Raw genomic sequence first — 25,038 nt, 5'->3', positions numbered from 1 at the left:
GGGAGCCGGGCTTGCCCGCGATAGCGGTGGGTCAGGCAACAGAAATATCAACTGACCCGGCGCCATCGCTGGCAAGCCAGCTCCCACAGATGTTGGCCTTAGTGCAGCTTCAGACGCGGTTCGGTGCCACGACCAATCTTGCTCCCCAGCATCAGCATCGCCGTGCGGAACGGGCCGTACAGTGCCATCTGGTGCATGCGGTACAGCGACACATAGAACATCCGCGCCAGCCAGCCTTCGAGCATGACGCTGCCGGTCAGGTTACCCATCAAGTTACCCACAGCAGAAAAACGCGACAGCGAGATCAGCGAGCCGTAGTCGGTGTATTTGTACTCCGGCAGGGTCTTGCCTTCGATGCGCAGTTTCAGCGACTTGGCCAGCAACGAGGCTTGTTGATGCGCCGCTTGTGCCCGTGGCGGCACGTTGCGATCGGTGCCCGGTTGCGGGCAGGCCGCGCAGTCACCGAAGGCAAAGATGTTTTCGTCGCGCGTGGTTTGCAGAGTCGGCAGCACTTGCAGCTGATTGATGCGGTTGGTTTCCAGACCGTCGATGTCCTTGAGGAAACCCGGTGCGCGAATGCCGGCAGCCCAGACTTTCAGGCTGGCCTTGATCTCGTTGCCATCGGCGGTGATCAGGCTGTCGGCAGTCACTTCGCTGACTGCTGCGTTGGTCATCACATTGACCCCGAGCTTTTCCAGGGTCTTGTGCACCGGCCCGCTGATGCGCTCCGGCAGGGCAGGCAGCACCCGTGGGCCGGCTTCGATCAGCGTGATGTGCATGTTTTCCGGTTTGATCCGGTCCAGACCATACGCGGCCAATTCATGGGCGGCGTTGTGCAGCTCTGCCGCCAGTTCGACGCCAGTGGCGCCAGCGCCGACGATGGCCACGCTGATCTGCTCGACCACATCGGTCTGCCCGGCGTGGGCGCGCAGATAGTGATTGAGCAATTGCTGGTGGAAGCGCTCAGCCTGTTTGCGCGTATCGAGGAACAGGCAATGCTGCGCCGCGCCCTGGGTGCCGAAATCGTTGGTGGTGCTGCCCACGCTGATCACCAGCGAGTCATAAGCCACTTCACGCGCCGGCACCAGCTCGACGCCGTTTTCGTCATAGGTCGCGGCCAACTGGATTTTTTTCTGCGCGCGATCGAGCCCGCTCATGCGCCCGAGCTGGAACTCGAAGTGGTTCCATTTCGCCTGGGCGACATAGTTGAGTTCGTCTTCGGAGGAGTTCAGGGAACCGGCGGCCACTTCGTGCAGCAGCGGTTTCCAGATGTGGGTCAGGTTCGCGTCGACCAGCATCACGCTGGCCGTGCCGCGCTTGCCCAGAGTCTTACCCAGACGGGTAGCCAACTCCAGACCGCCGGCGCCGCCGCCGACAATGACAATACGATGGGACATAGGGATAACTCGCAAGGTTTTTAAAGGAAATCGGTGCGGTTACCCGAGGGAGCGCAAGGCAGCTCATAACGTCAGGTAACTGATAAATCGGCTCAACAGGCCCAGACCAATGGTCACTGCCAGCACCAGCACCAGGAGCATCCACGGCCGGAAAGGCCGGCGCTCGACACGGTGTTGGGACAATTGCAGGTACTCTTCGACATGCTTTTGGTCTTCGGGGTTCAGGCGGCTGGTCATATTTGCCTCGTCAGGTAGACGTTACTGAATGAGCACAGGCTACAGCGGTTTTCAGCCCGGATTGAACGCAGCGTAGCCGCTGTCCGGAACCGGTTCGACGCACACGCTATCGTCGAGGCGAATGATGCCGCTTTGTAGCACCCGGGCGGTGATCCCGCCATGCCCGCGCACGGCCTGGAAAGTGCCCGGGCCGAGATTGTTCTGCAAACGTGCGCAGGGCTGACACCAGCCAGTGGTTTCGAGTATCGCTTGCCCGATGCGAAAGCGCCGCCCCTTCAGGCTAAACAAATTGATTCCGCTTATAACGAGATTGCGCCGCAGATCTTCAGGCCGGACTGGCTGGTCAGCGGGACGGCCCATCAGTGCGTTGATTACCGCCAGGTGCTCCCACTGGATCAGCGTCACCTGTCGCGCATTGCGAATGCCCGGGCGGGCGTGGTCGCCGGTGAGCCCGGCTTCCAGCCGCGCCTCGACCGCGTCCAGCTCAAGCATCGGCCCACGGGATTCTGGACGCACACCGATCCAGCGCACACGACCGGTTTGCGGAACCTCGGCGATCAACTGCTGCAGCGGCGTCACAGGCTGATGCCCACGTCGAACACAATGCTGCGGCCGAGGTTGCTGCGCAGAAAGTCCGGTGCGTCGGGGTGGGCGAACAGCACGCGGGCGAATGTCGGGCCGACCAGCGACAGCGAGCGCCAGCCCTGACGCAGGTATTCGGTCGGTGGCGGGAAGTGGCTGTTGAGATCCAGCACTTCGCGTTTGAGGCTGGCGAAGGCGATGATGTCCAGCTCACCCAGATCCATGCCGCGTTCCTTGTAGTTGTGCGCCTTCTTGCGCAGGGTTGGCGCCAGACGCAGGAGAAATTCATTGGCCGGGATGCGCTTGGGTTTGGCTTCGCGGCGCACCAGTTGGCTCAGGGAAAACGCGCTGCGCCGACGCTGCAATTCGTCGCGCCACTCGTCATTGAGACGGCGGCCTTCATCGAGGACGAAAAAAACTTCGAAATTGGCATCGCGGAACAACACGTCCGGCGGCTCACCCGCCGGGGCGAACTCATCGGCGCGGTAGGGGATGTTCAGACCCCGCAGCAGGCGCTGGCAGACCCAACGCTCACGCTCCCATTTGCGGGCATTGGACAGGAACGCATTGGCCTGCTCGGCCGCGATGGTCAGCAGGCGTAAATAATCTGAATCATCCATAAGCCCAAGCTTAGCGTCCAAATGCGACAAGCAGATAGCTTTGCATCGGCTGGTGCACATACATCAGCGGTGTAGACTGCGACAAAGCGGTAAGTCCATGGAGAGGGTGAGGGAATCATGATCGGTGCCGAACTGCTGTCCTCGGCAAGCCTGACGCTCGGCTGGCTGATTTATCTGCCGGTGCTGCTCTGGGCGATCATGCGTGCACCATGGGTCGAGCTGTTCAGCGACAGTCGCCGGCAGCACTTGCTGTTCGGCACGGTGTTCGCGCTATTTCTGCTGTGGCTGGTGCGCAGGGATTTCGACACCGGCGTGTCTTATCACTTCATCGGCATGACGGCAGTGACGCTGCTGCTTGATTGGCCGCTGGCGATCGTCGGCGGGCTGGTTGCGCAGATGGGGCTGGTGCTGCTGGGGCGTCAGGACCTGGCGGCGGTGGGCGTCAATGGCGCGTTGCTGATTCTGCTGCCAGTGCTGATCACCGAGTGCGTGGCGATTCTGGTCGAGCGTGCGCAGCCACGCAATCCATTCGTTTACATCTTCTGTTCCGGTTTCTTCGCCGCTGCGTTGTCAGGCCTGTTGTGCCTGATTCTGAGCCTGACGTTGCTGTGGTACGACGGCCTCTTCGCCATGCCGGAATGGCTGGAAGATTTCGTCGGCTACCTGTGGTTGCTGCTGTTTCCCGAGGCCTTTATCAACGGCATGGTTGTCAGTGCGTTGGTGGTGTTCTGCCCGGAATGGCTGGAGACCTTCAACCGCACCCGTTACCTTTCAGCGCCGTGGAAGGACGACGATCCGAAGTCTTGATCCACATCAAACCGGCCATGCCGCAGAGATTTCATGCTCGCGCAAATTCCTTCAGGAGCAGTGGCATGGGCGTTTACGAATGGGCGCGGCAGGAAACCCGGCAGAGTCTGGAGCTGGCGCAGGAGGTGGGCTTTGACCCGGGCCTGAGTTTGCGCGCCCTGCTCAGCGCCGTGGTGCAGCAGAGCAAGGCCGTGCGCAATGCCGAAGACCTGGCCGACGAGTTGCGCTTTCTCGCGGAGAACCTCGACGACAGTCAGGACTACGGCTTTATGCGGCCCTGATCAGCGATCAGTGACGCGGATCGAAATCGCCGGAAAACAGCTCGTCTTCGGCATCCGGGGCGACCGGAATCTTGTGCTCTTCCGAGGCCCAGGCGCCGAGGTCGATCAGTTTGCAGCGATCGGAGCAGAACGGACGGAATTTGTTCGCCGGGGTGAATTCGACGGGGGCGCCGCAGGTTGGGCATTCAACGGTTGGAATCTGGCTCATGCTTGGCCTCCGGATAAAGTCAGATAAAAGTGATGCAGACGCTCGACCTCGCTGTGCAGCCAGGCGAGGTCGCGGTCGTTGACGATCACATCGTCGGCACGGCTCACGCGGTCTTCACGGCTCGATTGCGCCTTGAGGATCGCCTGCACCTGCGCTTCGCTGGTCTGGTCACGTTGCAAGGTGCGTTCGATCTGCAGTTGTTGCGGCGCATCGATGACCAGAATGCGCTGGGTCATCGCGTATTGCCCGGACTCGATCAGCAGCGGTGAAACCAGAATCGCGTAAGGCGATTTTGCCTGCGCCAGATGATGAGCGATTTCTTCGCCGATCAACGGATGCAGCAGCGCTTCGAGCCAACGCCGCTGTTCAGGGTCTTCAAAAATCAGTTTGCGCAGGGCGGCACGATCCAGTGTGCCGTCGGCCTGCAACACGGCGGAACCGAAATGCTCGGCGATTTTCGCCAGCGCCGGACGCCCCGGCTCGACTACCCAGCGCGCCGCGTGATCGGCGTCCACCACGTGCACGCCGAGGTCGATGAAGTGCTGCGCCGCCGCGCTTTTGCCGCTGCCGATGCCGCCGGTCAGGCCGAGGATCCAGGGTTTTTCCACAGGGGTATTCATTTCAAACCGACAGACTGCCAATAGAAGTCGGTTATTTGACCACCCCAGAGCAAGGCAATCCAGCCGGCAATTGCCAGAAAGGGTCCGAAGGGGATCGGCGTCGAGGTTGCCTGGGCGCGCAGACGCAGCATGACGACGCCCAAAATCGCTCCCACCAAGGATGACAACAGAATCGTCAGCGGCAGAATCTGCCAGCCACCCCAAGCGCCAAGCAAGGCCAACAGCTTGAAATCGCCATGACCGATGCCGTCCTTGCCGGTGAGCAGTTTGAACAGCCAGAACACCGACCACAGCGCCAGATAACCCGCCACTGCGCCCCACAATGCATCGGGCAACGCCACGAACACGCCGAAGCTGTTGACGATCAGCCCCAGCCACAGCAGCGGCAGCACCAGCACATCGGGCAGCAGCTGATGTTCGCAGTCGATCAGACTCATCGCCAGCAAGCCCCACGTCAGCAAAATCAGCAAGCCCGCCGGCCAGCCGAAGCCCAGATGCCAGGCGATGAATGCCGACAGCAGGCCGCAGGCCAGTTCGGTCAGCGGGTAACGTTTACTGATCGGCGCCGAACAGGCCGAGCAGCGCCCCCGCAGCAGCAGATAACTGAGCAGCGGAATGTTTTCCCACGGGCGGATCCGGTGTCCGCAATGCGGGCACGCGGAGTGCGGCAGCATCAGGTTGTAGGTCGGCACGGGCGTTTCAGTGGGCAGGCCGAGCACATCATGGGCTTGCTGGCGCCAGTCACGCTCAAGCATTTTCGGCAAGCGCCAGACCACAACATTGAGGAAGCTGCCGACCACCAGCCCGAGCAGCAGCGCGCTGACCACAAAGGCCAGCGGATACACGGCAAACAGTTCATCGATAGGCATGTCAGATCGCTGAGCCGAGTTGGAAGATCGGCAGGTACATGGCCACCACCAGTCCACCGACGATGACCCCCAGCACCACCATGATGAACGGCTCCATCAGGCTGGTGAGGTTGTCGACCATGTTATCGACTTCTGCTTCATAAAAACCGGCGACCTTGTCGAGCATGTCATCCAGCGCGCCCGATTCCTCGCCGATGGCGGTCATCTGCACCGCCATATTGGGAAACACACCGGTGCTGCGCATCGAGAAATTGAGCTGCATGCCGGTCGAGACGTCCTGCCGCACCCGTAGCACCGCGCGCTTGAACACCACATTGCCGGTGGCACCGGCGACCGAATCCAGTGCCTCCACCAACGGCACGCCGGCGGCGAAAGTGGTCGACAGGGTGCGGGCGAAACGGGCGACGGCGGACTTGTACATCAAAGTGCCTACCAGCGGCAGCTTCAGCAGCCAGGCATCGCGCCGGTCGCGCAGGGCCTGCGAAGTCTTCAACGCGTGGCGAGTGCCGAAAAACGCTGCCACAAGCGCAAAAAGAATCGCCCACCACCACTGCTGCATGAATTCCGACAGGCTGATGATCATCAGGGTGAAGCCCGGCAGTTCGGCGCCGAACCCGGAGAATACCGACTGGAACTGCGGCACCACCTTGACCAGCAGAATGCCGGTCACCACCGCCGCCACCAGCACCACGGCGGTGGGGTAGGTCATGGCTTTCTTGATCTTGGCCTTGAGCGCTTCGCTTTTTTCCTTATAGGTCGCCACTCGTTCGAGCAACGTGTCGAGGGCACCGGACTGTTCGCCGGCGTCGACCAGGTTGCAGTACAACTCGTCGAAGTATTGCGGTTTCTTGCGAAGGGCCGTGGCGAAGCTGTTACCGGCCGCGACCTCCTGTTTGACCTCGTCGACCAGTTTGCGCATCGCCGGGTTTTCGAAGCCTTCACCGATGATGTCGAAGGACTGCAATAGCGGCACGCCGGCCTTCATCATCGTTGCCATCTGACGGGTGAACAAGGCGATGTCCTGCGGTTTGATGCGTTTGCCCAAGGTCAGCAGGGAGGCGGACTTCTTGCGCACCTTGCCCGGGTTGATCCCCTGTTTGCGCAGCTGCGCCTTGATCAGTGCGGGGTTCTGTCCGCTCAGTTCGCCGCTGACTTTGCTGCCTTTGCGGTCGGTGCCTTCCCAGGCGTAAATGCTGACTTTTGCTGCCTTGACCGCCATGTTCAATCCTTGGTGACCCGGTTGATTTCCTCAAGGCTGGTGATGCCTTGCATGGCCTTGTGCAGCCCGGAGGTGCGCAGATCGGCGAAACCGTCGCGGCGCATCTGAATGTCGATTTCCAGCGAATTGCCTTCGGCCATGATCAACCGTTGCAGGTCCGGTGTGTTCTTTACCACTTCATAAATCCCCACGCGTCCTTTGTAACCGCCGTTGCAGTGATCGCAACCGACCGGCTCGTAGATCGTGAAATGACCGATGCGTTCCTCGGGGAAGCCTTCCTTGAGCAAGGTTTCGTGCGGGATTTCCAGCGGCCGCTTGCAGTGCGCGCACAATTTGCGCGCCAGACGCTGGGCGATGATCAGGCTGACCGAGGTGGCGATGTTGAACCCGGGAATGCCCATGTTGTGCAGGCGCGTGAGGGTTTCCGCTGCGCTGTTGGTGTGCAGGGTCGACAGCACCAGGTGGCCGGTCTGCGCGGCCTTGATCGCGATCTCGGCGGTTTCCAGATCGCGGATCTCGCCGACCATGATCACATCCGGGTCCTGACGCAGAAACGAGCGTAGCGCCTGGGCAAAGTCCAGCCCTTGGCGGGGATTGACGTTGACCTGATTGATGCCTTCCATGTTGATTTCCACCGGGTCTTCGGCGGTGGAAATATTGATGTCGACGGTGTTGAGGATATTCAGCCCGGTGTACAGCGACACGGTTTTACCGGAGCCGGTGGGGCCGGTGACCAGAATCATTCCTTGCGGCTGTTTCAGCGCGGCCAGGTACAAAGCCTTTTGCTCGGCTTCGTAACCCAAGGCGTCGATGCCCATTTGTGCACTGGACGGGTCGAGAATCCGGATCACCACTTTTTCGCCCCACAGGGTCGGCAAGGTGTTGACGCGAAAATCGATGGATTTGCTTTTCGACAGGCGCATCTTGATCCGCCCGTCCTGGGGTTTGCGTCGTTCGGAAATATCCAGACTGGCCATCACCTTCAGGCGCGCGGCAATACGCCCGGCCAGCTGGATCGGCGGCTTGGCCACCTCGCGCAGCATGCCGTCGGTGCGCATGCGCACCCGATAGTTTTTTTCGTAGGGTTCGAAGTGCAGGTCGGAAGAGCCACTCTTGATCGCATCGAGCAGCATTTTGTGCACGAAACGTACGACCGGGGCGTCGTCAGCATCGAGGCCGCCGATCACGTCCTGTTTGTTGTCCTCAATCGACTCGACGTCGAGGCCGTCGAGATCGACATCGGCCATTTCCTCCAGGCCCGAGGCATGGCTGTCGAAGAACTTGTCGATGGCGTCGCTGAGTTTGTCGTCCTCGACCAGAATCGCTTCGGTGCTCAGGCCGGTGCTGAACTGGATGTCGCTGATCGCCTGCTGATTGCTCGGGTCGGAAAGGCCCACGAACAGTTTGTTGCCGCGCCGCCACAAGGGCAGGGCGCAGTGCTGACGAACCAGTTTTTCACTGACCAGGCCCCTGGGCTGAGTCTCCTTGTCGAGGCAGCTGAGATCGAGCAGGGCCATGCCGAAATGTTCGGAAGCGATCTCGGCGATCTGCCGGCTGTTGACCAGTTTGTTGTGTACCAGGTAATTGACCAGCGACACGCGATTGCGCTGGGCCTGCGCCCAGGATTGCCGGGCACTTGTTTCCGTGAGCAGTTCGGCCTGGACCAATTGCTTGGCCAGACCGCTCAGAGCGATGTCATTCATGGGGATTCCGCACGCTTGCCGTTCATGACTTATAGCCTAGTCAAGTGACAGCGCCAAACACGGCCGGTGCAGGTGACAAAAAGTGTCAGATAGTGCGGTTGCGGGTTGTAGGAAACGGCGCAGGAAATTGCGCGCGCCCAGCAGGCGGGGTCTGAAAGGCGTTGGCATGGGCTGTGCTGAGCCTTGTTCAGATCATGAGATTTCGACTCATGCATGGAGCGTGTCTATGAAAAAACAACAAGGTTTCACATTGATCGAGCTGCTGATCGTCGTGGCGATCATCGGCATTCTGGCGACTATCGCCCTGCCGCAGTATTCGAAGTATCAGGCGCGGTCGAAGGTGACCGCTGGGATTGCGGAAGCATCAGCTCTTAAGGTTAATTTTGAAGACGTGATCAATGCCGGATCGACTGACCCGAGCATCACCAACGTGAACGGCGGCACAGCGGCCACGCAGAATTGCACGTTGGTGGCATCCGGAAAAGTCGCCGATGGGACGGGTACTATTACTTGTACGCTGCTCAACGCTCCAGCGCCTGTTCTCGGCCAGACCGTAACGCTGACACGCAGTCCTACCACTGGCTGGACCTGTAAGTTCTCCGGCTCGAAAGAATATACAACTACGAGCTGCCCGGGCGTTTGACACGCACCTGCAACTTAAAAAGCTCCGCAATTGCGGAGCTTTTTATGGCGCAACGGTTTTTAAAAGCTCCAATAATTTCAGCAGCTTATGAACTTTCCGAAAAACCGCAACTTGCATGCGAAATTGCGTTGAGTCATGCATTTTGCATGAAAACGAAAATCAGCGTTTTTCATAACTTATTGTTTTAAAAGGATTTTATACGACAGAAAAAGTTGGCACAGCGTTCGCAATATCTCCGGTAACCCTGCTGACAAGCGTTACAGCAGACTTCCAGTAAAAACAGGAGTTACTCGTATGAAGAAGTTCGCTATCACTGCCGCTGCTACCGCTCTGACCCTGACCATGGCTGGTGGCGCTTTCGCCCAGTCCGCTCAGGCTACCCAGGCGCCAATGGTTCTGGCTGCCGGTGAAGTTACCGAAATGAAACAAGACACCAGCGACACCTGGATCACCACCAAGGTCAAAGCTGACCTGGTTACCGAAAAAGGCATTCCAGGCACCGACATCAAAGTCGAAACCAACAAGGGTGTAGTTTCCCTGTCGTCGACCACTGCGGTAACCGAGTCGCAGAAAGAAGTCGCCGTAGGCATTGCCAAGAAAATCAAAGGCGTTAAAGCGGTCTCCGCTGACGGCCTGAAAGCCGAATAAGGCAAGACTTCTCGCCTGAACCGGGAGAAGACGCGACAGACGGGCCGAGCAATACGTCTGCCGCAACTTTAGAGTTCATGCGAACGGTCACACGGATGTGACCATTACAGGCCCCGGCACTTGTGTCGGGGCCTGTTCTATCTTGGGCAATACCAATGTGGGAGCGCGCCTGCTCGCGAATGCGTAGTGTCAGCCGACAAGTTCGTCAGTAGACAGAGCGTATTCGCGAGCAGGCTCGCTCCCACAGGGTGAATTTCGTTCGGCTTAGCTACCGCGTTTGCTGTTGATCTGCCGCAAGCGATTACCTTCGAAGCGCAGGTACTGGTACATGCCGTTGTTCGGGCCGTAGGTCCATTCCTCGACCTGAAACTCTTCGCGGCGATTGACACTGCGCTTGTAGCCGAGCACATCGCGACTGACCGGCTCGCCGCATTTTTGCAGCACTTCGCTGGCGCGGTCGCCGAGGCTGATCAACTGGCTGGCGCAGCGCAATGTATCCGAAGCCGACGCGTGGCCGGCGGCGCACGTCAGCGCGAGCACAGCCAGCCAGTTACGCACGGTCATTCTGCATCCAGGTGCATTTGCGTGACCACGCGGCCATCGCTTTCGGCCTCGCCGAGGTTGGCGTCGATGAAGTACACGCGGTCATCTTCGAGCTTGCCCTTGTCGACCAGGTAATCCTTGATGGTGCTGGCGCGATCCTGGCCCAACTGTCGCAACAGCACCTCGCTGCCGCTCCAGAACGCGATCACGCCTTGGCGCATTTTCGCCGTGCGCTCTTCCTTGCCCAGGTCTTTCCATTCTGCCGGTGGCTGGGTTTTCAGGCGGGTGCGGTAAATCCCTTCGAGCAATGCGCCTTTCTCGCCTTCGGGCACTTGCAGCAGCGAGGCCTGGGCCGGAACTTTGTCGCCACGGCGCTGAAGCATCTTGTAGTAGTTGTATTGGTATTCGCGTTCCAGACGTTGCTCGGCCAGCAGTGGCCCATCACTGCTCTTCGCGGCAGTGCCTTCGATTTCCAGGCGCAGCGCCGGACGTTCCTTGAGCGCTTGCGACAGTTTCACCAGCGCCGCTTCGGCGTCTTTGCTCAGATCGCTGGAGCCCGGCGCGAAGGACACCGTGCCGAGGTCTTCGGAGCCGCCGCCACTGACCAGTCCGCCGATCATCCTGAACGGCGCGGCGGCAGCTTTGACGATGAGGTTGCGCAGGGTCTGCCAGACGATCGGCATCACGCTGAACTGTGGATTATTCAGGTCGCCGGTCACCGGCAACTCGATGGAGATCTTGCCGTCGACGTCCTTGAGCAGGGCGATCGCCAGTTTCAGCGGCAGACTCACTGCATCAGGGCTGTCGACCTTCTCGCCCAGTTGCAGCTGCTCGACGACGACTTTGTTCTCGGCTTTCAGTTGGCCTTTGGTGATCAGGTAGTGCAGATCAAGGTTGAGCCGGCCCTTGCGGATGCGGTAGCCGGCGAACTTGCCGGAGTAGGGCGTCAGGGTGGTTAGCTCGACGCGCTTGAAACTGGTGGCGATGTCGAGGCTGGCCATCGGGTCGAACGGATTGACCGCCCCCTTGATGGTCACCGGCGCATAACGGTCGACCTTGCCTTTGATGTCGACGCTGGCCGGTTTTGCCTGACGGCTGTCGATGGTGCCGATCTGACCGTTGAGCTGCTGCACGGCGGTGGCGAAATTCGGCGTCAGGCTGAGGTCGGCGAAGTTGGCCGAGCCGTCGTTGATCGCAATCGCACCGATGTGAATGCCCAGTGGTTTGTCCTTGCCGGCCGGTTTGGCTGCGGTGCTTTTTGCACCGCTGTCGGCCGGTTGCGGGATCAGCAGATCGTCGACGTTGGTGGTGCGATCGTCGTTGATCATGAAGCGCACATACGGCTGCAACAGGTTGACCCTGTCGATCGACAGGCTGTCGCCGTGCTGATAGTTGATACCGTCGACCACGACTTGCTGCCATTTGAGGAAGTCGCGGGTCTTCAGCGTATCGAGGGTGTGCAGTTGATCGATCTGCGCGCGGCCGGTGACGCTGAGGGCCAGCGGCTCGGTGCTCTTGAGGTTGACCTTGAGGTCACTGCCGAGCATGCCGCTGCGCAGTTCCAGGCGAATGAACGGGTTGATATAGGACTGCGCGACACGCAAGTCGACGTCCTCGGTTTTCACGTTGAGCTGTGCGTTGACGGGGGCCAGATTGACCGTGCCGTCTGCGCTGATCTTGCCTTGCTTGCCCAGGCCGCTGTCGAGCTTGAGCTTGAAAGGCGAGCCGTTGAGGCTGTCGAAATCCTGCAGGTCGACGTTCAGCGGAGTGATGTCCAGCGCCACCGCCGGTTGCGCCGAGCGGTCGGCGAGATGGACCGTGTAGTTGCGCAGTTGCACATCCTTGACCAGCACCTGCCATGGCTTGCTCGGGGCGCTTGGCTCAGGTTTCGGCGAGTCGGCGGCGGCCGGTGTATCCGTAGGTTCGGCAGCGGCTTTGGCCGCCGGTTTCGACGGTTGGCTGGCGAACAGCTTCTGCCAATCCAACTGGCCGTCGGCTTCCAGCGCCGCCCAGGTTTCCAGTTTGTTGCTGCGGATCTTGCCGACCACCACTTGCTGCTTGGCCAGGTCGAGCGAGGTTTCGCTGACGTCGAGGCGTTCAAGCCTGGCCAGCGGACGTCCGTCCGGAGCCTTGATGGCGAATGGCGCAATGCTCACCGCGACGTTGTTCAGCAGTAGTTCGGTCTGTTTCGACAGGTTGAGCTTGTACTCGGTGCTGAGGCTGACCACGCCGTTTTCCAGCACCAGCGGCACGGCGTCGCGCACGTAGGGCCAGAAGGATTTCATCTGGCCATCGGTGACTTTAAGGGTGCCTTCGGAGGTGAACGGGATCAGGCTGAAATTGCCGGTCCAGTCGATCCGCCCGCCAGCGGGGCCGATGGCGACGAGGGTCATGTCGGCGCTGTCCTCGGGCAGGGTGCTGAGGTTTTTCAGCTCGAAACTGAGGTCGTCGTAAAGAAATTCGATCGGCTCGCTGGGCCGCATATCCTCGAAATGCACCACGCCGCCGGCCAGTTTGATGTTGTCGATACGCAGCGGAAATGGTTTGGCGTCGGGATCGGCGGGTGTCGGCTCGCTCGGCGGCAGGTTGAACAGGCCGAGCAGGTTGAGCTTGCCGTCCTTGGCGAAGAGGATTTCGCTTTTGGGTTTGTCCAGTTCGATGTCGGACAGATGCAGCGCTTTCGTCCACAGGCTGTCGATTTGCAGGTTGGCATAGAGGCGATCGAAGCCGACCTGCTCCTTGCCCGGTTCGCCGATGACTAGGCCCCACAGGGTGACCTCAAGGCTGAAGGGGTTGAGTTCGATGCGCTGCAGATGCGCGGGCACCGTCGCGTAGTTGGCCAGTTGCTGGTTGGCCACGCGCAAGGCAATGCCCGGCAGGATCAGAAACCCCAGCAGGCTGTAGAGGGCCAGGGCTGTCAGCAGTGCGCCAATCGCGCGAATCAATCCTTTGGGCATGTGCGGCTTCATCTGTCTGAATCGGAGTGCCTTGGAGTATGGCACGCGATTCTGGTTCCGAAGTGCTTGATGTGGGACAGGATTGTTCAGAAATTTCTGTAGGAACAAATCTCCCTTGTGGGAGCGAGCCTGCTCGCGAATGCGGTGGTTCAGTGAAAAATAAGTCGACTGACACTGCGCCTTCGCGAGCAGGCTCGCTCCCACAGGGGAATGTAATCGCTCATGCCGGAGGGATCACAGCTGCAAGATCAGCGTCTTCAACGGGGGCTGCTGGTCCCGCGAGGGAAAGTCGGCGCCCGGGGTCATCACGCTCCATTCGCGCACCGGGCGGCCGGCCTTTTCGGCGCAGCGCAACACTTGTTCGCGCCAGTCGTCCATGCTGACTTTCGCCAGGTTGTTGCAGCAGATCAGCACGCCGTTGTCAGCGGTGGTCAGCAGGGCCGGTTTGAGCAGGCTCTGATAATCGCGCAGCAAATCGACTGTGCCGAATGCGCTTTTGGCCCACGCCGGCGGATCGAGCAGGACCAGATCGTATTGGCGCTGTTCGAGGCGCTGATAGCTCGGCAACTTCTGCCCGCGCCGCACGCTGATCGGCAGGCCAGCAAGCTGACGGATCGCCGGGAAGTAATCGGACTGAATGAATTGCATCTCCGGCAGTTGCGGGTTGAGCAAACCATTCTCGCGACCGACCGCCAGATTGCCCTCGGCAAAATCGAGGTTGCACACCTCACGTGCACCGCCGGCCGCCGCACTGAGGCCAACGCCGCAGGTGTAGGCAAACAGGTTGAGCACGCTTTTGCCTTGCGCATGATCCTTGACCCAGCCACGGGTGTTGCGCAGGTCGAGGAACAGTAGCGGATCCTGCCCGGCATGACGCCCGCGCACGCGGTAGTTCAGGCCCCATTCATGCCCGACCAGATCCGCCAGTGCGGCGTCATCGGCTTTATAAACGCTGTCCTCGCGATCGATCCGCGAGTTGCCACGGGAGCGGTCGTTGTAGACCAGCAGGCTGTCGAAGCCCAGCGTCTGGTTGACCATGGCGTGCAGTTGCAGCAGATCATCACGTTCGAGCGTCTGGTGAAAACTCTGCACCAGCAGTTGCGGGCCGTAGCGGTCGATGGTCAGGCCGCCGGCACCTTCCTGGCTGCCATGGAACAGCCGATAGCAATCGGTGCCCTGGCTGTGCAGCGCAGCGAGCAGGTCCTGGCGTTGATCGAGGGCGGCGCGCAGCGCCTGGTTCAAGGAAGACATGCGGGCGCCTTGCTGAAAAAACGCGAAGCTTAGCAGTCGGGGAGCTACAAGCGGCAAGTTTCTAGCTGCAAGCTAAAAGCGAAAAGCTGCGCGGACCGCTTTAGCTTGCAGCTTGTAGCTAGAAACTTGCAGCTCTCAAGTATTGAGCCGCTTGTCGACGAGGTCCTGCACCACACTCGGATCAGCCAGGGTCGAAGTATCGCCGAGGCTGTCGAGCTCATTGCAGGCAATCTTGCGCAGAATCCGCCGCATGATCTTGCCCGAACGGGTCTTCGGCAATGCCGGCGCCCACTGGATCAGGTCCGGTTTGGCGAAGCTGCCGATCTCCTTGCTGACATGCGCCAGCAGGTCTTTCTTCAGCTCTTCGTTGGCCTCGGTGCCGTTCATTGGCGTGACGAATGCGTAGATGCCCTGGCCTTTGACGTCGTGGGGATAACCGACCACGGCGGCCTCGGCGATGCTGTCGTGCAGCACCAGGGCGCTTTCCACTTCGGCGGTGCCGATGCGGTGGCCGGAGACGTTGATCACGTCGTCGATGCGTCCGGTGATCCAGTAATCGCCGTCCTCGTCGCGGCGGGCGCCGTCGCCGGTGAAGTAATAGCCGGGGTAGGGTTTGAAGTAGGTGTCGATCATCCGCTGCGGATCGCCGTAGACGCTGCGAATCTGCGCCGGCCAGCTCGATTTGATCGCCAGCACGCCACTGCCGGCGCCTTTGATTTCCTTGCCGACTTCGTCAAGCAGCACCGGTTGCACGCCAAACATCGGTTGCGTCGCGCAGCCCGGTTTGATCCGTTGGGCGCTGACCAGCGGGCTGAGCATGATGCCGCCGGTTTCGGTCTGCCACCAGGTGTCGACAATCGGGCAGCGCTGTTCACCGACAGCATTGAAATACCATTCCCACGCTTCCGGGTTGATCGGCTCACCGACGCTGCCGAGCAATCTGAGGCTGGCGCGCGACGTTTCCTTCAATGGTCCGGTGCCTTCGCGCATCAGCGCGCGCAGGGCGGTGGGTGCTGTGTAGAAAATGTTCACCTTGTGCTTGTCGATGACCTGCCAGAAGCGCGAACTGCTCGGGTAGCTCGGCACGCCTTCGAACATCAGTGTGGTCGCACCGTTGGCCAGCGGCCCGTAGACGATGTAACTGTGGCCGGTGACCCAGCCGACGTCGGCGGTGCACCAGAACACTTCGCCGTCGCGGTAATCCAGCACGTACTTGAAGGTCATTGCTGCTTGCAGCAGGTAGCCGCCGGTGGTGTGCAGCACGCCTTTGGGTTTGCCGGTGCTGCCGGAGGTGTAGAGGATGAACAGCGGATCTTCGGCGTCCATCGGTTCCGGCGGGCAGTCGTCGCTGACCTCGCGCACGGCCTGGTGGTACCAGAGGTCACGGCCCTCGACCCAATCGACTTGGCCCTGCGTGCGCTCGACCACCACCACGGTGCTGACGTTCGGGCAACTTTGCAGGGCTTTGTCGACGTTGTTTTTCAGCGGCACGAAGCGGCCGCCGCGCACGCCTTCATCGGCGGTGATCACGGTACGGCAGTCGGCGTCGAGGATTCGATCACGCAAGGAATCCGGGGAAAATCCGCCAAACACTACCGAATGGATCGCACCGATTCGCGCGCAGGCGAGCATGGCGTAGGCGGCTTCGGGGATCATCGGCATGTAGATGCACACCCGATCGCCTTTCTTCACGCCACGGCTTTTCAGTACGTTGGCCAGACGGCAGACGTGGTGATGGAGTTTGTTGTAAGTGATCTGCGCCGATTCGGCAGGATCGTCGCCCTCCCAGAGCAGGGCGGTCTGTTCGCCGCGTTGCTTGAGGTGACGGTCGATGCAGTTGTGACTGACGTTGAGCTTGCCGCCGGCAAACCAGGCCGCTTCACCGGTCTTCAGGTCATAGCGCTGAACAGTCTGCCACGGCGTGCTCCAATCGAGGAAACGCGTGGCCTGCTCGGCCCAGAAGGCACTGGGGTGTTCAATCGATTCGCGGTACAGGCGCCGATACTCGTCCTGGCTCAACTGAGCGGCCTGGCGCACGGCATCGGCTTTGGGGAACGTGCTGATATCGAACATGACGGTTCCTTATTCTTGTGGTGCGACACGAATAAAGATGCGCCGAGCGCTGCACAGGTTCAAGTCATGCGCCAAAACAACTGTGGGAGCGAGCCTGCTCGCGAAGGCGGCGGATCAGTCAACACAGTGTTGAATGACGCACCGATTTCGCGAGCAGGCTCGCTCCCACAGGGGAACAGCGTTGTGCCCGAAGGCTTTTATCAGCCGCGATGACGCCCGCGGAAGTAGTTGATCAGGCCCTGAGTCGAGGCATCGTCAGCCACGGTCTCGTCGCTGCCGACCAGACGGTTGTAGACGCCTTTGCCCAATTCCTTGCCCAGTTCCACACCCCACTGGTCGAAGGCGTTGATGCCCCAGACCACGCTTTGTACGAACACTTTGTGCTCATACATCGCAACCAGGGCGCCGAGGCGACGCGGGCTGATGCGTTCGACCACCAGGGTGTTGCTCGGACGATTGCCCGGGATCACCTTGTGCGGCGCAAGTTTGCGCACGTCGTCTTCGCCCATGCCTTTGTCGCGCAGTTCGGCTTCAGCTTCCGGCAGGGTCTTGCCGAGCATCAGCGCCTGGCTCTGCGACAGGCAGTTGGCGTACAGCCACTGGTGGTGGTCGGAAACCGGGTTGAAGCTGACGATCGGCACGATGAAGTCGGCCGGGATCAATTGGGTGCCCTGGTGCAGCAACTGGTGATAAGCGTGCTGACCGTTGCAGCCGACGCCGCCCCAGATCACCGGGCCGGTATCGGTCGACACCGAGGTGCCGTCCTGACGCACGCTCTTGCCGTTGGACTCCATGTCCAGCTGTTGCAAGTGCTTGGTGATGTTGCGCAGGTAGTGGTCGTACGGCAGGATCGCGTGGCTTTGCGCACCCCAGAAGTTGCCATACCAGACGCCGAGCAGGGCCAGCAGCACCGGCATGTTCTGTTCGAACGGCGCGGTCTGGAAATGCTGGTCCATGGTGTAGGCACCGGACAGCAGTTCCTTGAAGTTGGACATGCCGATGGCCAGCGCAATCGGCAAACCGATCGCCGACCACAGCGAGTAGCGCCCGCCGACCCAGTCCCACATCGGGAAGATGTTTTCTTCGCGGATGCCGAAAGCCACAGCTGCGGCGTTATTGCTCGACACAGCGATGAAGTGGCGATACAGCTCGGCTTCCGAGCCGCCCTGCGCCAGGTACCAGGCGCGTGCGGCCTGCGCGTTTTTCAACGTTTCGAGAGTGTTGAACGACTTCGACGAAACGATGAACAGCGTGGTCTCGGCGCGCAGTTTCTGCGTCAGCTCGTGGAATTCGCTGCCGTCGATGTTCGCCAGATAGTGGCAACGCACACCTTTCTGCGCGTAGGACAGCAGTGCTTCGGAGACCAGCTCAGGACCGAGGAACGAACCACCGATACCGATATTGACCACGTCAGTGATCGGCTTCTCGGTGTAGCCACGCCACAAGCCATCGTGAATGCGGCCGACCAGATCGGTGATCTGGTTCAGCACCTTGTGCACTTCCGGCATCACGTTGACGCCGTTGACCGACAACTTGTCGCCGACCGGGCGGCGCAGGGCGGTGTGCAGTGCCGGGCGGCCTTCGGAGGCGTTGACGATTTCGCCGTCGAACAGCGCTTTGATCGCGCCCTTCAGATCGACTTCATTGGCCAGGCCCACGAGCAGGTTGCGGGTCTCGGCGTTGATCAAATTCTTCGAATAGTCGAGAAACAGACCGCAGCTACTAAGGGTGAACTGATTGAAACGCTGCGGATCGGCGTTGAAGGCTTCGCGCATGCTGAAATCCTGCATGGCTTGGCGGTGATCTTTCAACGCTTGCCAGGCGGGCAGAGCGGTAACGTCGTGAGGAGTGCGGTAGTACGCCATCGCTGCGGTTTTCCTTTTTACTTGAACGGCCTTTTGAACACGGTACAGATCAACCACGAGTTTTAGCGCATGGGATCAACTGCGTCGATACGAGATCTGGACACAGGGCGAATACAGTAAACCTCGCGCTGCGTTCTGTCTTGACTTTGTCTGACCAGATCCCTGTACTTTTTTAACATCCGTTGAGGAATCTGGCCGACAAACGGAGGTGCCCGGAACACTTTCGCCCAACCGGCATGCACCGAAAACACCTGTGGGAGCGAGCCTGCTCGCGAAGGCGTGGTGTCAGGCAACTTATAAGTCGCTGATACACCGCCTTCGCGAGCAAGCTCGCTCCCACAGGGAAATTCGTTGCTGCTTAAATCGGGCTATCGAGATTCAGGTGCAGGTTGTCGATCAGCCGCGTGGTGCCGAGGAACGCCGCTGCCAGAATCACCAGATCGCGGTCTTCCGCCGTCGCCGGGCGCAACGTCAGGCCATGACGGATTTCCAGATAGTCCGGACGCAGCCCCGCCGCTTCCAGCACCTGCAACTGCGCAGTGATCAGCGCCGGGTAATCGCGCTCACCTTGCTTGATCGCTTCGGCAATGCTGCTCAGCACGCGATACACCACCGGTGCCACGGCGCGCTGGTCTTCATTGAGGAAGCCGTTGCGCGACGACAGCGCCAGACCGTCGGCAGCACGCACGGTCGGCTCGCCGATGATCTGGATCGGCATGTTCAGGTCATGCACCAGTGCGCGGATCACCGCCAGTTGCTGGTAATCCTTCTGGCCGAAGATCGCCAGATCCGGCTGGACCATGTTGAACAGCTTGCTGACCACCGTCGCCACACCTTCAAAGTGCCCCGGACGGCTGGCGCCACACAGGCCTTCGGACAATTGCGGCACGCTGACCCGGGTTTGTCCGGCCATGCCGTCCGGGTACATCTCTTCAACCGTCGGCGCAAACAGCAGGTCGCAACCGGCTTCGAGGAGTTTTTCCTGATCGGCAGCGAGGGTGCGCGGGTATTTGTCGAGGTCTTCGCCGGCGCCGAATTGCAGCGGGTTGACGAAAATACTCGCAACCACGAAATCGACTCGCTGGGTAGCTTTGGTGATCAGGGCGACGTGGCCGCTGTGCAGGTTGCCCATGGTCGGCACGAAGCCGATGCGCTTGCCTTCACTGCGCGCGCGGGCGACGGCGGCGCGCAGTTCGCGTACGGTTTTGACGGTGTTCATGCAGAGAATCCGTGTTCGATGCCGGGGAACGTGGTGGCTTTGACTTCGCTGACGTAAGCCTTCAGCGCGGACTGGATGCTGTCCTGACCTTGCATGAAGTTCTTGACGAACTTGGGTACGCGGCCGGTGATCGACAGGCCGAGCAGGTCGTGCAATACCAGTACCTGGCCGTCGGTGGCGTTGCCGGCACCGATACCGATCACCGGAATGCCCACGGCCTGGCTGATTTCTGCTGCCAGTTCGCTCGGCACGCACTCAAGCAGCAGCATGGCCGCACCGGCCTGCTCCAGCGCGATCGCATCGGCACGCATCTGCCGCGCCTGATTCTCGTTGCGGCCCTGCACCTTATAGCCACCGAGAATGTTCACTGCTTGCGGCGTCAGGCCCATGTGGGCGCAAACCGGCACACCGCGCTCGGCGAGCAGACGGATCGACTCCGCCAGCCACAGCTGACCTTCGACCTTGACCATGTGCGCGCCGGCCTGCATCAGCATGGCGCTGTTGGTCATGGTCTGTTCGAGGGTGGCGTTGGCCATGAACGGCAAGTCGGCGAGGATCAGGGCATCGCCATTGCCACGCTTGACGCTGGCGACGTGATAGGCCATTTCCGCCGTGGTCACCGGCAGGGTGCTGTCATGACCCTGCAGAACCATGCCGAGGGAGTCGCCGACCAGCAGCACTTCGACACCGGCCTCGTTGCAGGCGTGGGCGAAGGTCGCGTCATAGCAGGTCAGCATGGTGATTTTTTCACCTTTCTGCTTGAGGCTCTGGAGCGTGGTCAGGGTGATGGCTGGCATGTAAAAAATCCTCGTTCAGGCGCTCTGGAAACTGCTGCGAGTCACGCGCGTGATTCTTCATCTACTCAGGCGCACGGTCTTGTGTCGTGCTTTGAAAGGCCTGGATTGCGCCCGTTCATACCGGGTTGGCGGCAGCGGGACGCCTATAGTCGTGATGAGCCAACAGGAAGTCAATTGCGTGTGTTACCGCATTGTTACGCGGGCGGTGTTACCGGCGTTACTGATGCGATTCAGCGGCGCGGCGGGCCTGATTCGGGGGATTTTTGTCTGACAAAAACTGGAGATTGGCAGGTAACCTGTGGCGAGGGGATTTATCCCCGTTGGACTGCGAAGCAGGCCCAAATCTGAACTAGCTGTACACAACATGGGGCCGCTCCGCGACCCAACGGGGATAAATCCCCTCGCCACACAGCCACATTTCACAGAAGATTTTTGTCAGGGCTGGGAGAGGCGTTCAAGGCCGACGAACGGGCAGGCGGCCAGCAGGTCTGTCAGCGTGCGGCCATCGGCAAGACGCAGATCCTGCGGTGCCAGTTCAGCGAGGGGATAAAGAACGAACGCCCGCTCCTGAATCTGGTAATGCGGGACCTTCAGCCGTGGCTCATCGATCAGGCGATCGCCGAACAGCAGAATATCCAGATCCAGCGTGCGAGGCCCCCAGCGCTCAAGACGCTCGCGGCCCTGAGCGTTTTCGATCGCTTGCAAGGCGTCGAGCAGCTCGATCGGTGCGAGCGAGCTGTCGAGGGCGGCGACCGCGTTGGTGTAACGCGGCTGGCCCGGCAGCAGCGAATCGCTTTGATAAAAGGCTGACACGCCGGCAAGACTTGTTTGCGGCAATTGGCCCAGCGCCGCGATGGCGCTGCGCAACTGGTCGGCCGGGTCAGCGAGGTTGCTGCCCAGGCCGATGTAGATGCGTTCCACGCTTACTCGCCCGTCGCGCTCGAAGCACCGGCGCGCTTGCGCTTGGAACCGCCGCTGCGGCGACGTTTGCGTGGCGCGCCGCTGGCATCGTCACCCTTGCCGCTGAGGTCGCGGATCATGTCGCGACGCTCGCTGTCGTTGGCGTCCTGATAATCGGTCCACCATTCGCCGAGGCCATCGGTCTCCTCACCGGCGCTTTCACGCAGCAGGAGGAAATCGTAACCGGCACGGAAGCGCGGGTTGTCCAGCAACAGATCGGCGCGTTTGCCGCTGCGCCGTGGCAGGCGTTCCTGCATGTCCCAGATTTCGCGGATCGGCATGGTGAAGCGCTTCGGAATCGCGATGCGCTGGCACTGTTCGGCGATCAGTTCGTGAGCGGCTTCCTGCATCGCCGGAATCGGCGGCATGCCACGTTCCTGCAGACGCAACACGCGGGCCGGCAGTGCCGGCCAGAGCAGGGCGGCAAAGAGGAACGCCGGGGTCACCGGTTTGTTCTGCTTGATGCGCAGGTCGGTGTTGGTCAGCGCTTCGCTGATCAAGGTGTGGGTGTATTCCGGGTTGTATTCCAGCGCTTCGGCACTGGCCGGGAACAGCGGGGCGAACAGTTGCAGATCAACCAGCATTTCAAAGGTGATCGCGCCGTGCCCGGAGAGGAACAGCTTGAGCACTTCTTCGAACAGCCGCGCCGACGGAATCTCGCGCAGCATCGGCGCCAGCTCACGGATCGGCTGCACGGTGTGCTTCTCGATGCCGAAGTTGAGCTTGGCGGCGAAACGCACGGCCCGCAGCATGCGCACCGGGTCTTCCTGGTAACGCTGCTTCGGGTCGCCGATCAGGCGGATCAGGTGATTGCGGATGTCGTGCACGCCATTGGCGTAATCGAGAATGCGCTCGCTGACCGGATCGTAATACAGGGCGTTGATGGTGAAGTCGCGACGTTGCGCGTCTTCTTCCAGGGTGCCGTAGACGTTGTCGCGCAGAATGCGCCCGCTCTCATTGCGCGAAGACTGGTTGCTGTCTTCGTCGTCTTCGTTGACCGGGTGATTGGCGCGGAAGGTCGCGACTTCAATGATTTCGCGACCGAAATGGATGTGCACCAGCTTGAACCGGCGGCCGATGATCCGCGCATTGCGGAATTCGGCACGCACCTGCTCGGGGGTGGCACTGGTGGCGACGTCGAAGTCCTTGGGCGTGATGCCCAGCAGCATGTCACGCACGCAACCACCGACCAGATAAGCCTGGTAACCGGCACCTTGCAGGCGTTCGACGATATTCACCGCATAGCGGCTGAACTGCGTTTTCTGCAGCGAATGTTGGCCGCTGTTGAGCACTTCAGGGGTGCTGCGGATGTGTTGCGTACGACGCACGGGAGTTCGGAATGACTGGAACAGCTTCTTCAGCATGGGATGCACTGTTTGAAGGAATGTTCGGCCATACCAAAAGAATGACCGCATGATGGGCGCAGATTCTAGCATTTAGTCGGGGGATGGTGTAGGACGCGGCAGATATGAGCTGCAAGCCCCAAGCTACAAGGGTCGAGCGAGGAAAACGGGGGGATTTCACGGAAGGGAGAAACTACAAGGGGAGCCGAAGCTCCCCAAGAAGTAGTTGCGTGCTCTTTTTATTATTGATTCGGGCTTCTTGTTTTTGTTGAGTGCCCTCGCCACGAAGTGTTTCCTTCGTGACCCTCCCAATCGGGAGCCAAGAGCAAACGGATTGCTTTGGTCGCTGAATTGCAGTGATCTGTCGATCCAACCAGTACAGGCTCTGTCTTAGGACAGTTTTTGTTGTTCTCGGCCTGGTCGTGGGGCAAGCCCCAAATACAACGCCTCTCCAAAAGAATCAGTTAGCTGCGCCTCTCGCCGTCTTGTTTTTATTGTGCGTGAGTCGATTCGTCTTATTTTTATTGTCTTGTGCATTGCTTGTTATTGTTCTTGTACCAAACATATAGCAGGGTGCGTGCCAACTTTTGCCAAGCCCAGTAAAACAAGGGGTTAGGTCGATATAACCTTTTTGCAGGGGCGAAAAAAAGCCGGGGTTTCGTTACCGATAACCCCGGCTTCTGTTACGTGAATCGACTGCGGTAACAGTTTTTTCACATTGTCATGCGTTACCCGCGCACGCGGTGGGTAACGCTCAGCTTTCGCTGGCGACCCCGGTCTTGCGCCGTGGAATGCCCAGACGCTGGCGGCGTTCCCACAGGCATTTGCGGCTGACGCCCAGTTTGCGTGCCAGTTCGGTCTCGGTCATGTGGTCCTGATGCTCGAGGACGAAGTGCTGGAAGTAATCCTCCAGCGACAGATCCTCGGTCGGCTCATGGCTGCTGTTGCTGGCGTTACCGCCGGTTTGCGGCGGCAGACCGATGAACTCGTCGTCTTCCAGATCGCTCAGCTCGATGTCGATGCCCAGCAGGTCGGCCGAGATCTCCGGGCTTTCGCTGAGAATCACCGCGCGCTCGACAGCGTTTTCCAGCTCACGCACGTTACCCGGCCAGGAATAGTGCCGGATCGCCTGTTCGGCATCGGCAGCGAATTTCAGGTCGGTGCGGTTGATCCGCGCGCTCTGGCGAGCGAGGAAGGCATTGGCGATTTCGTTGACGTCGGCGCCACGCTCGCGCAGCGGCGGCAGCTTCAGGGCAATCACGTGCAGACGGTAATAAAGGTCTTCACGGAACTGACCGATTTTCGCCAGGCTTTTCAGATCGCGGTGCGTTGCAGCGATCAGGCGCACATCGACTTTCTGCGACTGCACCGAACCTACGCGGCGGATCTCGCCCTCCTGCAGAACCCGCAGCAAGCGAGCCTGGGCTTCGAGGGGCAGTTCGCCGATCTCATCGAGAAACAAGGTGCCGCCGTCCGCCGCTTCAACCAGACCGGCACGACCGGCACTGGCGCCGGTGAACGCGCCTTTCTCGTGGCCGAACAGTTCGGATTCGATCAGGCTTTCCGGAATCGCCGCGCAGTTCACCGAAATCATCGGCGCCTTGGCGCGTTTCGACAGATTGTGCAGGGCACGGGCCACCAGTTCTTTACCGGTACCGGACTCACCCTGAATCAACACGTTGGAGTCGGTTGGCGCGACTTTGCGGATCTTGCTGTACAGGTCCTGCATCGGTGGGCAGGAGCCGATGATGCCAATTTCACCATTGCTGTTATCCACAGCAGCTTTGCCATTGCCAGCGGCAGGCTTGCTCGCCGTAGCTTCGCCGGCAGCCGGCGCCGACTGGCGATCGCGCAGGATCCGCGCAACCGCCTGGAGCATTTCATCGTGGTCGAACGGCTTGGCGATGTAATCGACCGCGCCCATTTTCATCGAGTCGACCGCCGAGCGCAGGCTGGCGTAACTGGTCATGATCAGCACCGGCGTGCCTTGCCCTAGCTTGATCAGCTCGGTGCCCGGAGCGCCCGGCAGGCGCAGGTCGCTGACGATCAGATCGAACGTAGGAATGGTGAAGCGTTCTTGTGCTTCCTGCACTGATCCGGCTTCGCTGACCTGGTACTGGTTGCGTTCCAGCAGGCGGCGCAAGGCGGAGCGGATAATGGTTTCGTCTTCGACGATCAAAATGTGCGGCATTGATT

23 protein-coding genes are annotated in these 25,038 nt (G+C 60.4%); 4 read left to right on the top strand and 19 right to left on the bottom strand.

The features are described from left to right. Window positions 1-98 precede the first annotated feature (98 nt). The 4 genes from OK411_RS23940 to OK411_RS23925 all read right to left on the bottom strand — a co-directional run bounded on the left by OK411_RS23940 (window position 99) and on the right by OK411_RS23925 (window position 2,836). Window positions 99-1,397 (bottom strand): NAD(P)/FAD-dependent oxidoreductase, encoded by a 1,299-nt coding sequence (locus tag OK411_RS23940; protein ID WP_016773144.1) that lies wholly within the window; start codon window positions 1,395-1,397, stop codon window positions 99-101. Between the two features lie 63 nt (window positions 1,398-1,460). After that, window positions 1,461-1,634 (bottom strand): DUF3094 domain-containing protein, encoded by a 174-nt coding sequence (locus tag OK411_RS23935; RefSeq protein WP_007909875.1) that lies wholly within the window; start codon window positions 1,632-1,634, stop codon window positions 1,461-1,463. Window positions 1,635-1,685: 51 nt separating this feature from the next. Continuing rightward, a complete protein-coding gene (locus OK411_RS23930; RefSeq protein WP_024014346.1) occupies window positions 1,686-2,213 on the bottom strand; it encodes an MOSC domain-containing protein in 528 nt (175 codons plus the stop codon). Continuing rightward, the gene (locus OK411_RS23925; RefSeq protein ID WP_264365780.1) at window positions 2,210-2,836 is read right to left on the bottom strand and encodes a DUF1780 domain-containing protein; all 627 of its coding nucleotides are present in this window, start codon (window positions 2,834-2,836) and stop codon (window positions 2,210-2,212) included. The genes OK411_RS23930 and OK411_RS23925 overlap by 4 nt, the downstream gene beginning before the upstream one ends. A gap of 117 nt (window positions 2,837-2,953) precedes the next feature. Here OK411_RS23925 and OK411_RS23920 point away from each other — a divergent pair, with 117 nt between their 5' ends. Together OK411_RS23920 and OK411_RS23915 are read left to right on the top strand one after the other, a co-directional pair. Beyond that, window positions 2,954-3,643 carry an energy-coupling factor ABC transporter permease gene (locus OK411_RS23920; protein ID WP_016773147.1) on the top strand — a complete coding sequence of 230 codons (690 nt, stop codon included), beginning with the start codon at window positions 2,954-2,956 and terminating at the stop codon, window positions 3,641-3,643. 65 nt (window positions 3,644-3,708) lie between these two features. Continuing rightward, a complete protein-coding gene (locus OK411_RS23915; protein ID WP_016773148.1) occupies window positions 3,709-3,924 on the top strand; it encodes a hypothetical protein in 216 nt (71 codons plus the stop codon). A gap of 7 nt (window positions 3,925-3,931) precedes the next feature. Here the strand turns inward: OK411_RS23915 and yacG are convergent, their stop codons facing one another. From yacG to pilB, 5 genes are read right to left on the bottom strand one after another with little or no spacing between them, the layout of a single operon-like run. Continuing rightward, complete coding sequence (gene yacG, locus OK411_RS23910) at window positions 3,932-4,132, bottom strand: DNA gyrase inhibitor YacG (RefSeq protein ID WP_016773149.1); 201 nt, start codon at window positions 4,130-4,132, stop codon at window positions 3,932-3,934. Continuing rightward, window positions 4,129-4,752, bottom strand: a complete 624-nt coding sequence (gene coaE / locus OK411_RS23905; protein ID WP_264365779.1) for a dephospho-CoA kinase — start codon at window positions 4,750-4,752, stop codon at window positions 4,129-4,131. The genes yacG and coaE overlap by 4 nt, the downstream gene beginning before the upstream one ends. Continuing rightward, window positions 4,749-5,621, bottom strand: a complete 873-nt coding sequence (locus OK411_RS23900; RefSeq protein ID WP_130900966.1) for a prepilin peptidase — start codon at window positions 5,619-5,621, stop codon at window positions 4,749-4,751. The genes coaE and OK411_RS23900 overlap by 4 nt, the downstream gene beginning before the upstream one ends. Window position 5,622: 1 nt before the next feature. Beyond that, window positions 5,623-6,840, bottom strand: a complete 1,218-nt coding sequence (locus OK411_RS23895) for a type II secretion system F family protein (RefSeq protein ID WP_122693098.1) — start codon at window positions 6,838-6,840, stop codon at window positions 5,623-5,625. 2 nt (window positions 6,841-6,842) lie between these two features. Then, entirely contained in the window at window positions 6,843-8,543 is a 1,701-nt protein-coding gene (gene pilB, locus OK411_RS23890) for a type IV-A pilus assembly ATPase PilB (protein ID WP_130887104.1), read from the bottom strand. A 226-nt stretch (window positions 8,544-8,769) separates the two neighbouring features. On the opposite strand from pilB, the gene OK411_RS23885 reads away from it, so the two are divergent. Together OK411_RS23885 and OK411_RS23880 are read left to right on the top strand one after the other, a co-directional pair. After that, a complete protein-coding gene (locus OK411_RS23885; RefSeq protein ID WP_264365778.1) occupies window positions 8,770-9,186 on the top strand; it encodes a pilin in 417 nt (138 codons plus the stop codon). Window positions 9,187-9,480: 294 nt separating this feature from the next. Beyond that, a complete protein-coding gene (locus OK411_RS23880) occupies window positions 9,481-9,834 on the top strand; it encodes a BON domain-containing protein (RefSeq protein WP_016773155.1) in 354 nt (117 codons plus the stop codon). 264 nt (window positions 9,835-10,098) lie between these two features. Here OK411_RS23880 and OK411_RS23875 read toward each other — a convergent pair whose 3' ends face one another. The 10 genes from OK411_RS23875 to OK411_RS23830 all read right to left on the bottom strand — a co-directional run bounded on the left by OK411_RS23875 (window position 10,099) and on the right by OK411_RS23830 (window position 25,033). Beyond that, entirely contained in the window at window positions 10,099-10,398 is a 300-nt protein-coding gene (locus OK411_RS23875; protein WP_264365777.1) for a DUF2845 domain-containing protein, read from the bottom strand. Then, window positions 10,395-13,346 (bottom strand): DUF748 domain-containing protein, encoded by a 2,952-nt coding sequence (locus OK411_RS23870; RefSeq protein WP_264365776.1) that lies wholly within the window; start codon window positions 13,344-13,346, stop codon window positions 10,395-10,397. The genes OK411_RS23875 and OK411_RS23870 overlap by 4 nt, the downstream gene beginning before the upstream one ends. 222 nt (window positions 13,347-13,568) lie before the next feature. Beyond that, window positions 13,569-14,585, bottom strand: a complete 1,017-nt coding sequence (locus OK411_RS23865; RefSeq protein ID WP_071173626.1) for a class I SAM-dependent rRNA methyltransferase — start codon at window positions 14,583-14,585, stop codon at window positions 13,569-13,571. 135 nt (window positions 14,586-14,720) lie between these two features. Next, window positions 14,721-16,658: an acetate--CoA ligase gene (gene acs / locus OK411_RS23860; protein ID WP_264365775.1), complete on the bottom strand. Its 1,938-nt coding sequence runs from the start codon at window positions 16,656-16,658 to the stop codon at window positions 14,721-14,723. Between the two features lie 200 nt (window positions 16,659-16,858). Continuing rightward, window positions 16,859-18,523 carry a glucose-6-phosphate isomerase gene (pgi, locus tag OK411_RS23855; RefSeq protein WP_016773160.1) on the bottom strand — a complete coding sequence of 555 codons (1,665 nt, stop codon included), beginning with the start codon at window positions 18,521-18,523 and terminating at the stop codon, window positions 16,859-16,861. Window positions 18,524-18,881: 358 nt separating this feature from the next. After that, window positions 18,882-19,742, bottom strand: a complete 861-nt coding sequence (panC, locus tag OK411_RS23850; protein WP_016773161.1) for a pantoate--beta-alanine ligase — start codon at window positions 19,740-19,742, stop codon at window positions 18,882-18,884. Next, complete coding sequence (panB, locus tag OK411_RS23845; protein ID WP_136494032.1) at window positions 19,739-20,539, bottom strand: 3-methyl-2-oxobutanoate hydroxymethyltransferase; 801 nt, start codon at window positions 20,537-20,539, stop codon at window positions 19,739-19,741. Before panB ends, panC begins: the two co-directional genes overlap by 4 nt. A gap of 435 nt (window positions 20,540-20,974) precedes the next feature. Continuing rightward, window positions 20,975-21,460, bottom strand: coding sequence for a 2-amino-4-hydroxy-6-hydroxymethyldihydropteridine diphosphokinase (gene folK, locus OK411_RS23840; RefSeq protein WP_136494031.1), 486 nt, complete (start codon window positions 21,458-21,460; stop codon window positions 20,975-20,977). Between the two features lie 2 nt (window positions 21,461-21,462). Next, window positions 21,463-22,863, bottom strand: a complete 1,401-nt coding sequence (locus OK411_RS23835; protein ID WP_016773164.1) for a polynucleotide adenylyltransferase PcnB — start codon at window positions 22,861-22,863, stop codon at window positions 21,463-21,465. 733 nt (window positions 22,864-23,596) lie between these two features. Further along, window positions 23,597-25,033 (bottom strand): sigma-54-dependent transcriptional regulator, encoded by a 1,437-nt coding sequence (locus OK411_RS23830; protein ID WP_039761623.1) that lies wholly within the window; start codon window positions 25,031-25,033, stop codon window positions 23,597-23,599. Between the last annotated feature and the right edge of the window lie 5 nt (window positions 25,034-25,038).

Source organism: Pseudomonas sp. RG1, assembly GCF_025910115.1.
GTDB classification, from domain to species: domain Bacteria; phylum Pseudomonadota; class Gammaproteobacteria; order Pseudomonadales; family Pseudomonadaceae; genus Aquipseudomonas; species Aquipseudomonas atacamensis.
The sequence above is the reverse complement of the archived record's forward strand: the minus strand, read 5'-3'. Positions and strand labels throughout refer to the sequence as shown.

What these genes read in the sequence shown, in the direction of transcription:
- panB (WP_136494032.1), bottom strand. Translation starts at nt 20,539, where the DNA reads ATGCCAGCCATCACCCTGACCACGCTCCAGAGCCTCAAGCAGAAAGGT.
- OK411_RS23870 (WP_264365776.1), bottom strand. Translation starts at nt 13,346, where the DNA reads ATGAAGCCGCACATGCCCAAAGGATTGATTCGCGCGATTGGCGCACTG.
- OK411_RS23880 (WP_016773155.1), top strand. Translation starts at nt 9,481, where the DNA reads ATGAAGAAGTTCGCTATCACTGCCGCTGCTACCGCTCTGACCCTGACC.
- OK411_RS23895 (WP_122693098.1), bottom strand. Translation starts at nt 6,840, where the DNA reads ATGGCGGTCAAGGCAGCAAAAGTCAGCATTTACGCCTGGGAAGGCACC.
- OK411_RS23940 (WP_016773144.1), bottom strand. Translation starts at nt 1,397, where the DNA reads ATGTCCCATCGTATTGTCATTGTCGGCGGCGGCGCCGGCGGTCTGGAG.
- OK411_RS23925 (WP_264365780.1), bottom strand. Translation starts at nt 2,836, where the DNA reads ATGGATGATTCAGATTATTTACGCCTGCTGACCATCGCGGCCGAGCAG.
- OK411_RS23885 (WP_264365778.1), top strand. Translation starts at nt 8,770, where the DNA reads ATGAAAAAACAACAAGGTTTCACATTGATCGAGCTGCTGATCGTCGTG.
- yacG (WP_016773149.1), bottom strand. Translation starts at nt 4,132, where the DNA reads ATGAGCCAGATTCCAACCGTTGAATGCCCAACCTGCGGCGCCCCCGTC.
- pgi (WP_016773160.1), bottom strand. Translation starts at nt 18,523, where the DNA reads ATGGCGTACTACCGCACTCCTCACGACGTTACCGCTCTGCCCGCCTGG.
- OK411_RS23935 (WP_007909875.1), bottom strand. Translation starts at nt 1,634, where the DNA reads ATGACCAGCCGCCTGAACCCCGAAGACCAAAAGCATGTCGAAGAGTAC.
- OK411_RS23900 (WP_130900966.1), bottom strand. Translation starts at nt 5,621, where the DNA reads ATGCCTATCGATGAACTGTTTGCCGTGTATCCGCTGGCCTTTGTGGTC.
- panC (WP_016773161.1), bottom strand. Translation starts at nt 19,742, where the DNA reads ATGAACACCGTCAAAACCGTACGCGAACTGCGCGCCGCCGTCGCCCGC.
- OK411_RS23865 (WP_071173626.1), bottom strand. Translation starts at nt 14,585, where the DNA reads ATGTCTTCCTTGAACCAGGCGCTGCGCGCCGCCCTCGATCAACGCCAG.
- OK411_RS23915 (WP_016773148.1), top strand. Translation starts at nt 3,709, where the DNA reads ATGGGCGTTTACGAATGGGCGCGGCAGGAAACCCGGCAGAGTCTGGAG.
- OK411_RS23830 (WP_039761623.1), bottom strand. Translation starts at nt 25,033, where the DNA reads ATGCCGCACATTTTGATCGTCGAAGACGAAACCATTATCCGCTCCGCC.
- OK411_RS23920 (WP_016773147.1), top strand. Translation starts at nt 2,954, where the DNA reads ATGATCGGTGCCGAACTGCTGTCCTCGGCAAGCCTGACGCTCGGCTGG.
- OK411_RS23875 (WP_264365777.1), bottom strand. Translation starts at nt 10,398, where the DNA reads ATGACCGTGCGTAACTGGCTGGCTGTGCTCGCGCTGACGTGCGCCGCC.
- OK411_RS23835 (WP_016773164.1), bottom strand. Translation starts at nt 22,863, where the DNA reads ATGCTGAAGAAGCTGTTCCAGTCATTCCGAACTCCCGTGCGTCGTACG.
- coaE (WP_264365779.1), bottom strand. Translation starts at nt 4,752, where the DNA reads ATGAATACCCCTGTGGAAAAACCCTGGATCCTCGGCCTGACCGGCGGC.
- pilB (WP_130887104.1), bottom strand. Translation starts at nt 8,543, where the DNA reads ATGAATGACATCGCTCTGAGCGGTCTGGCCAAGCAATTGGTCCAGGCC.
- acs (WP_264365775.1), bottom strand. Translation starts at nt 16,658, where the DNA reads ATGTTCGATATCAGCACGTTCCCCAAAGCCGATGCCGTGCGCCAGGCC.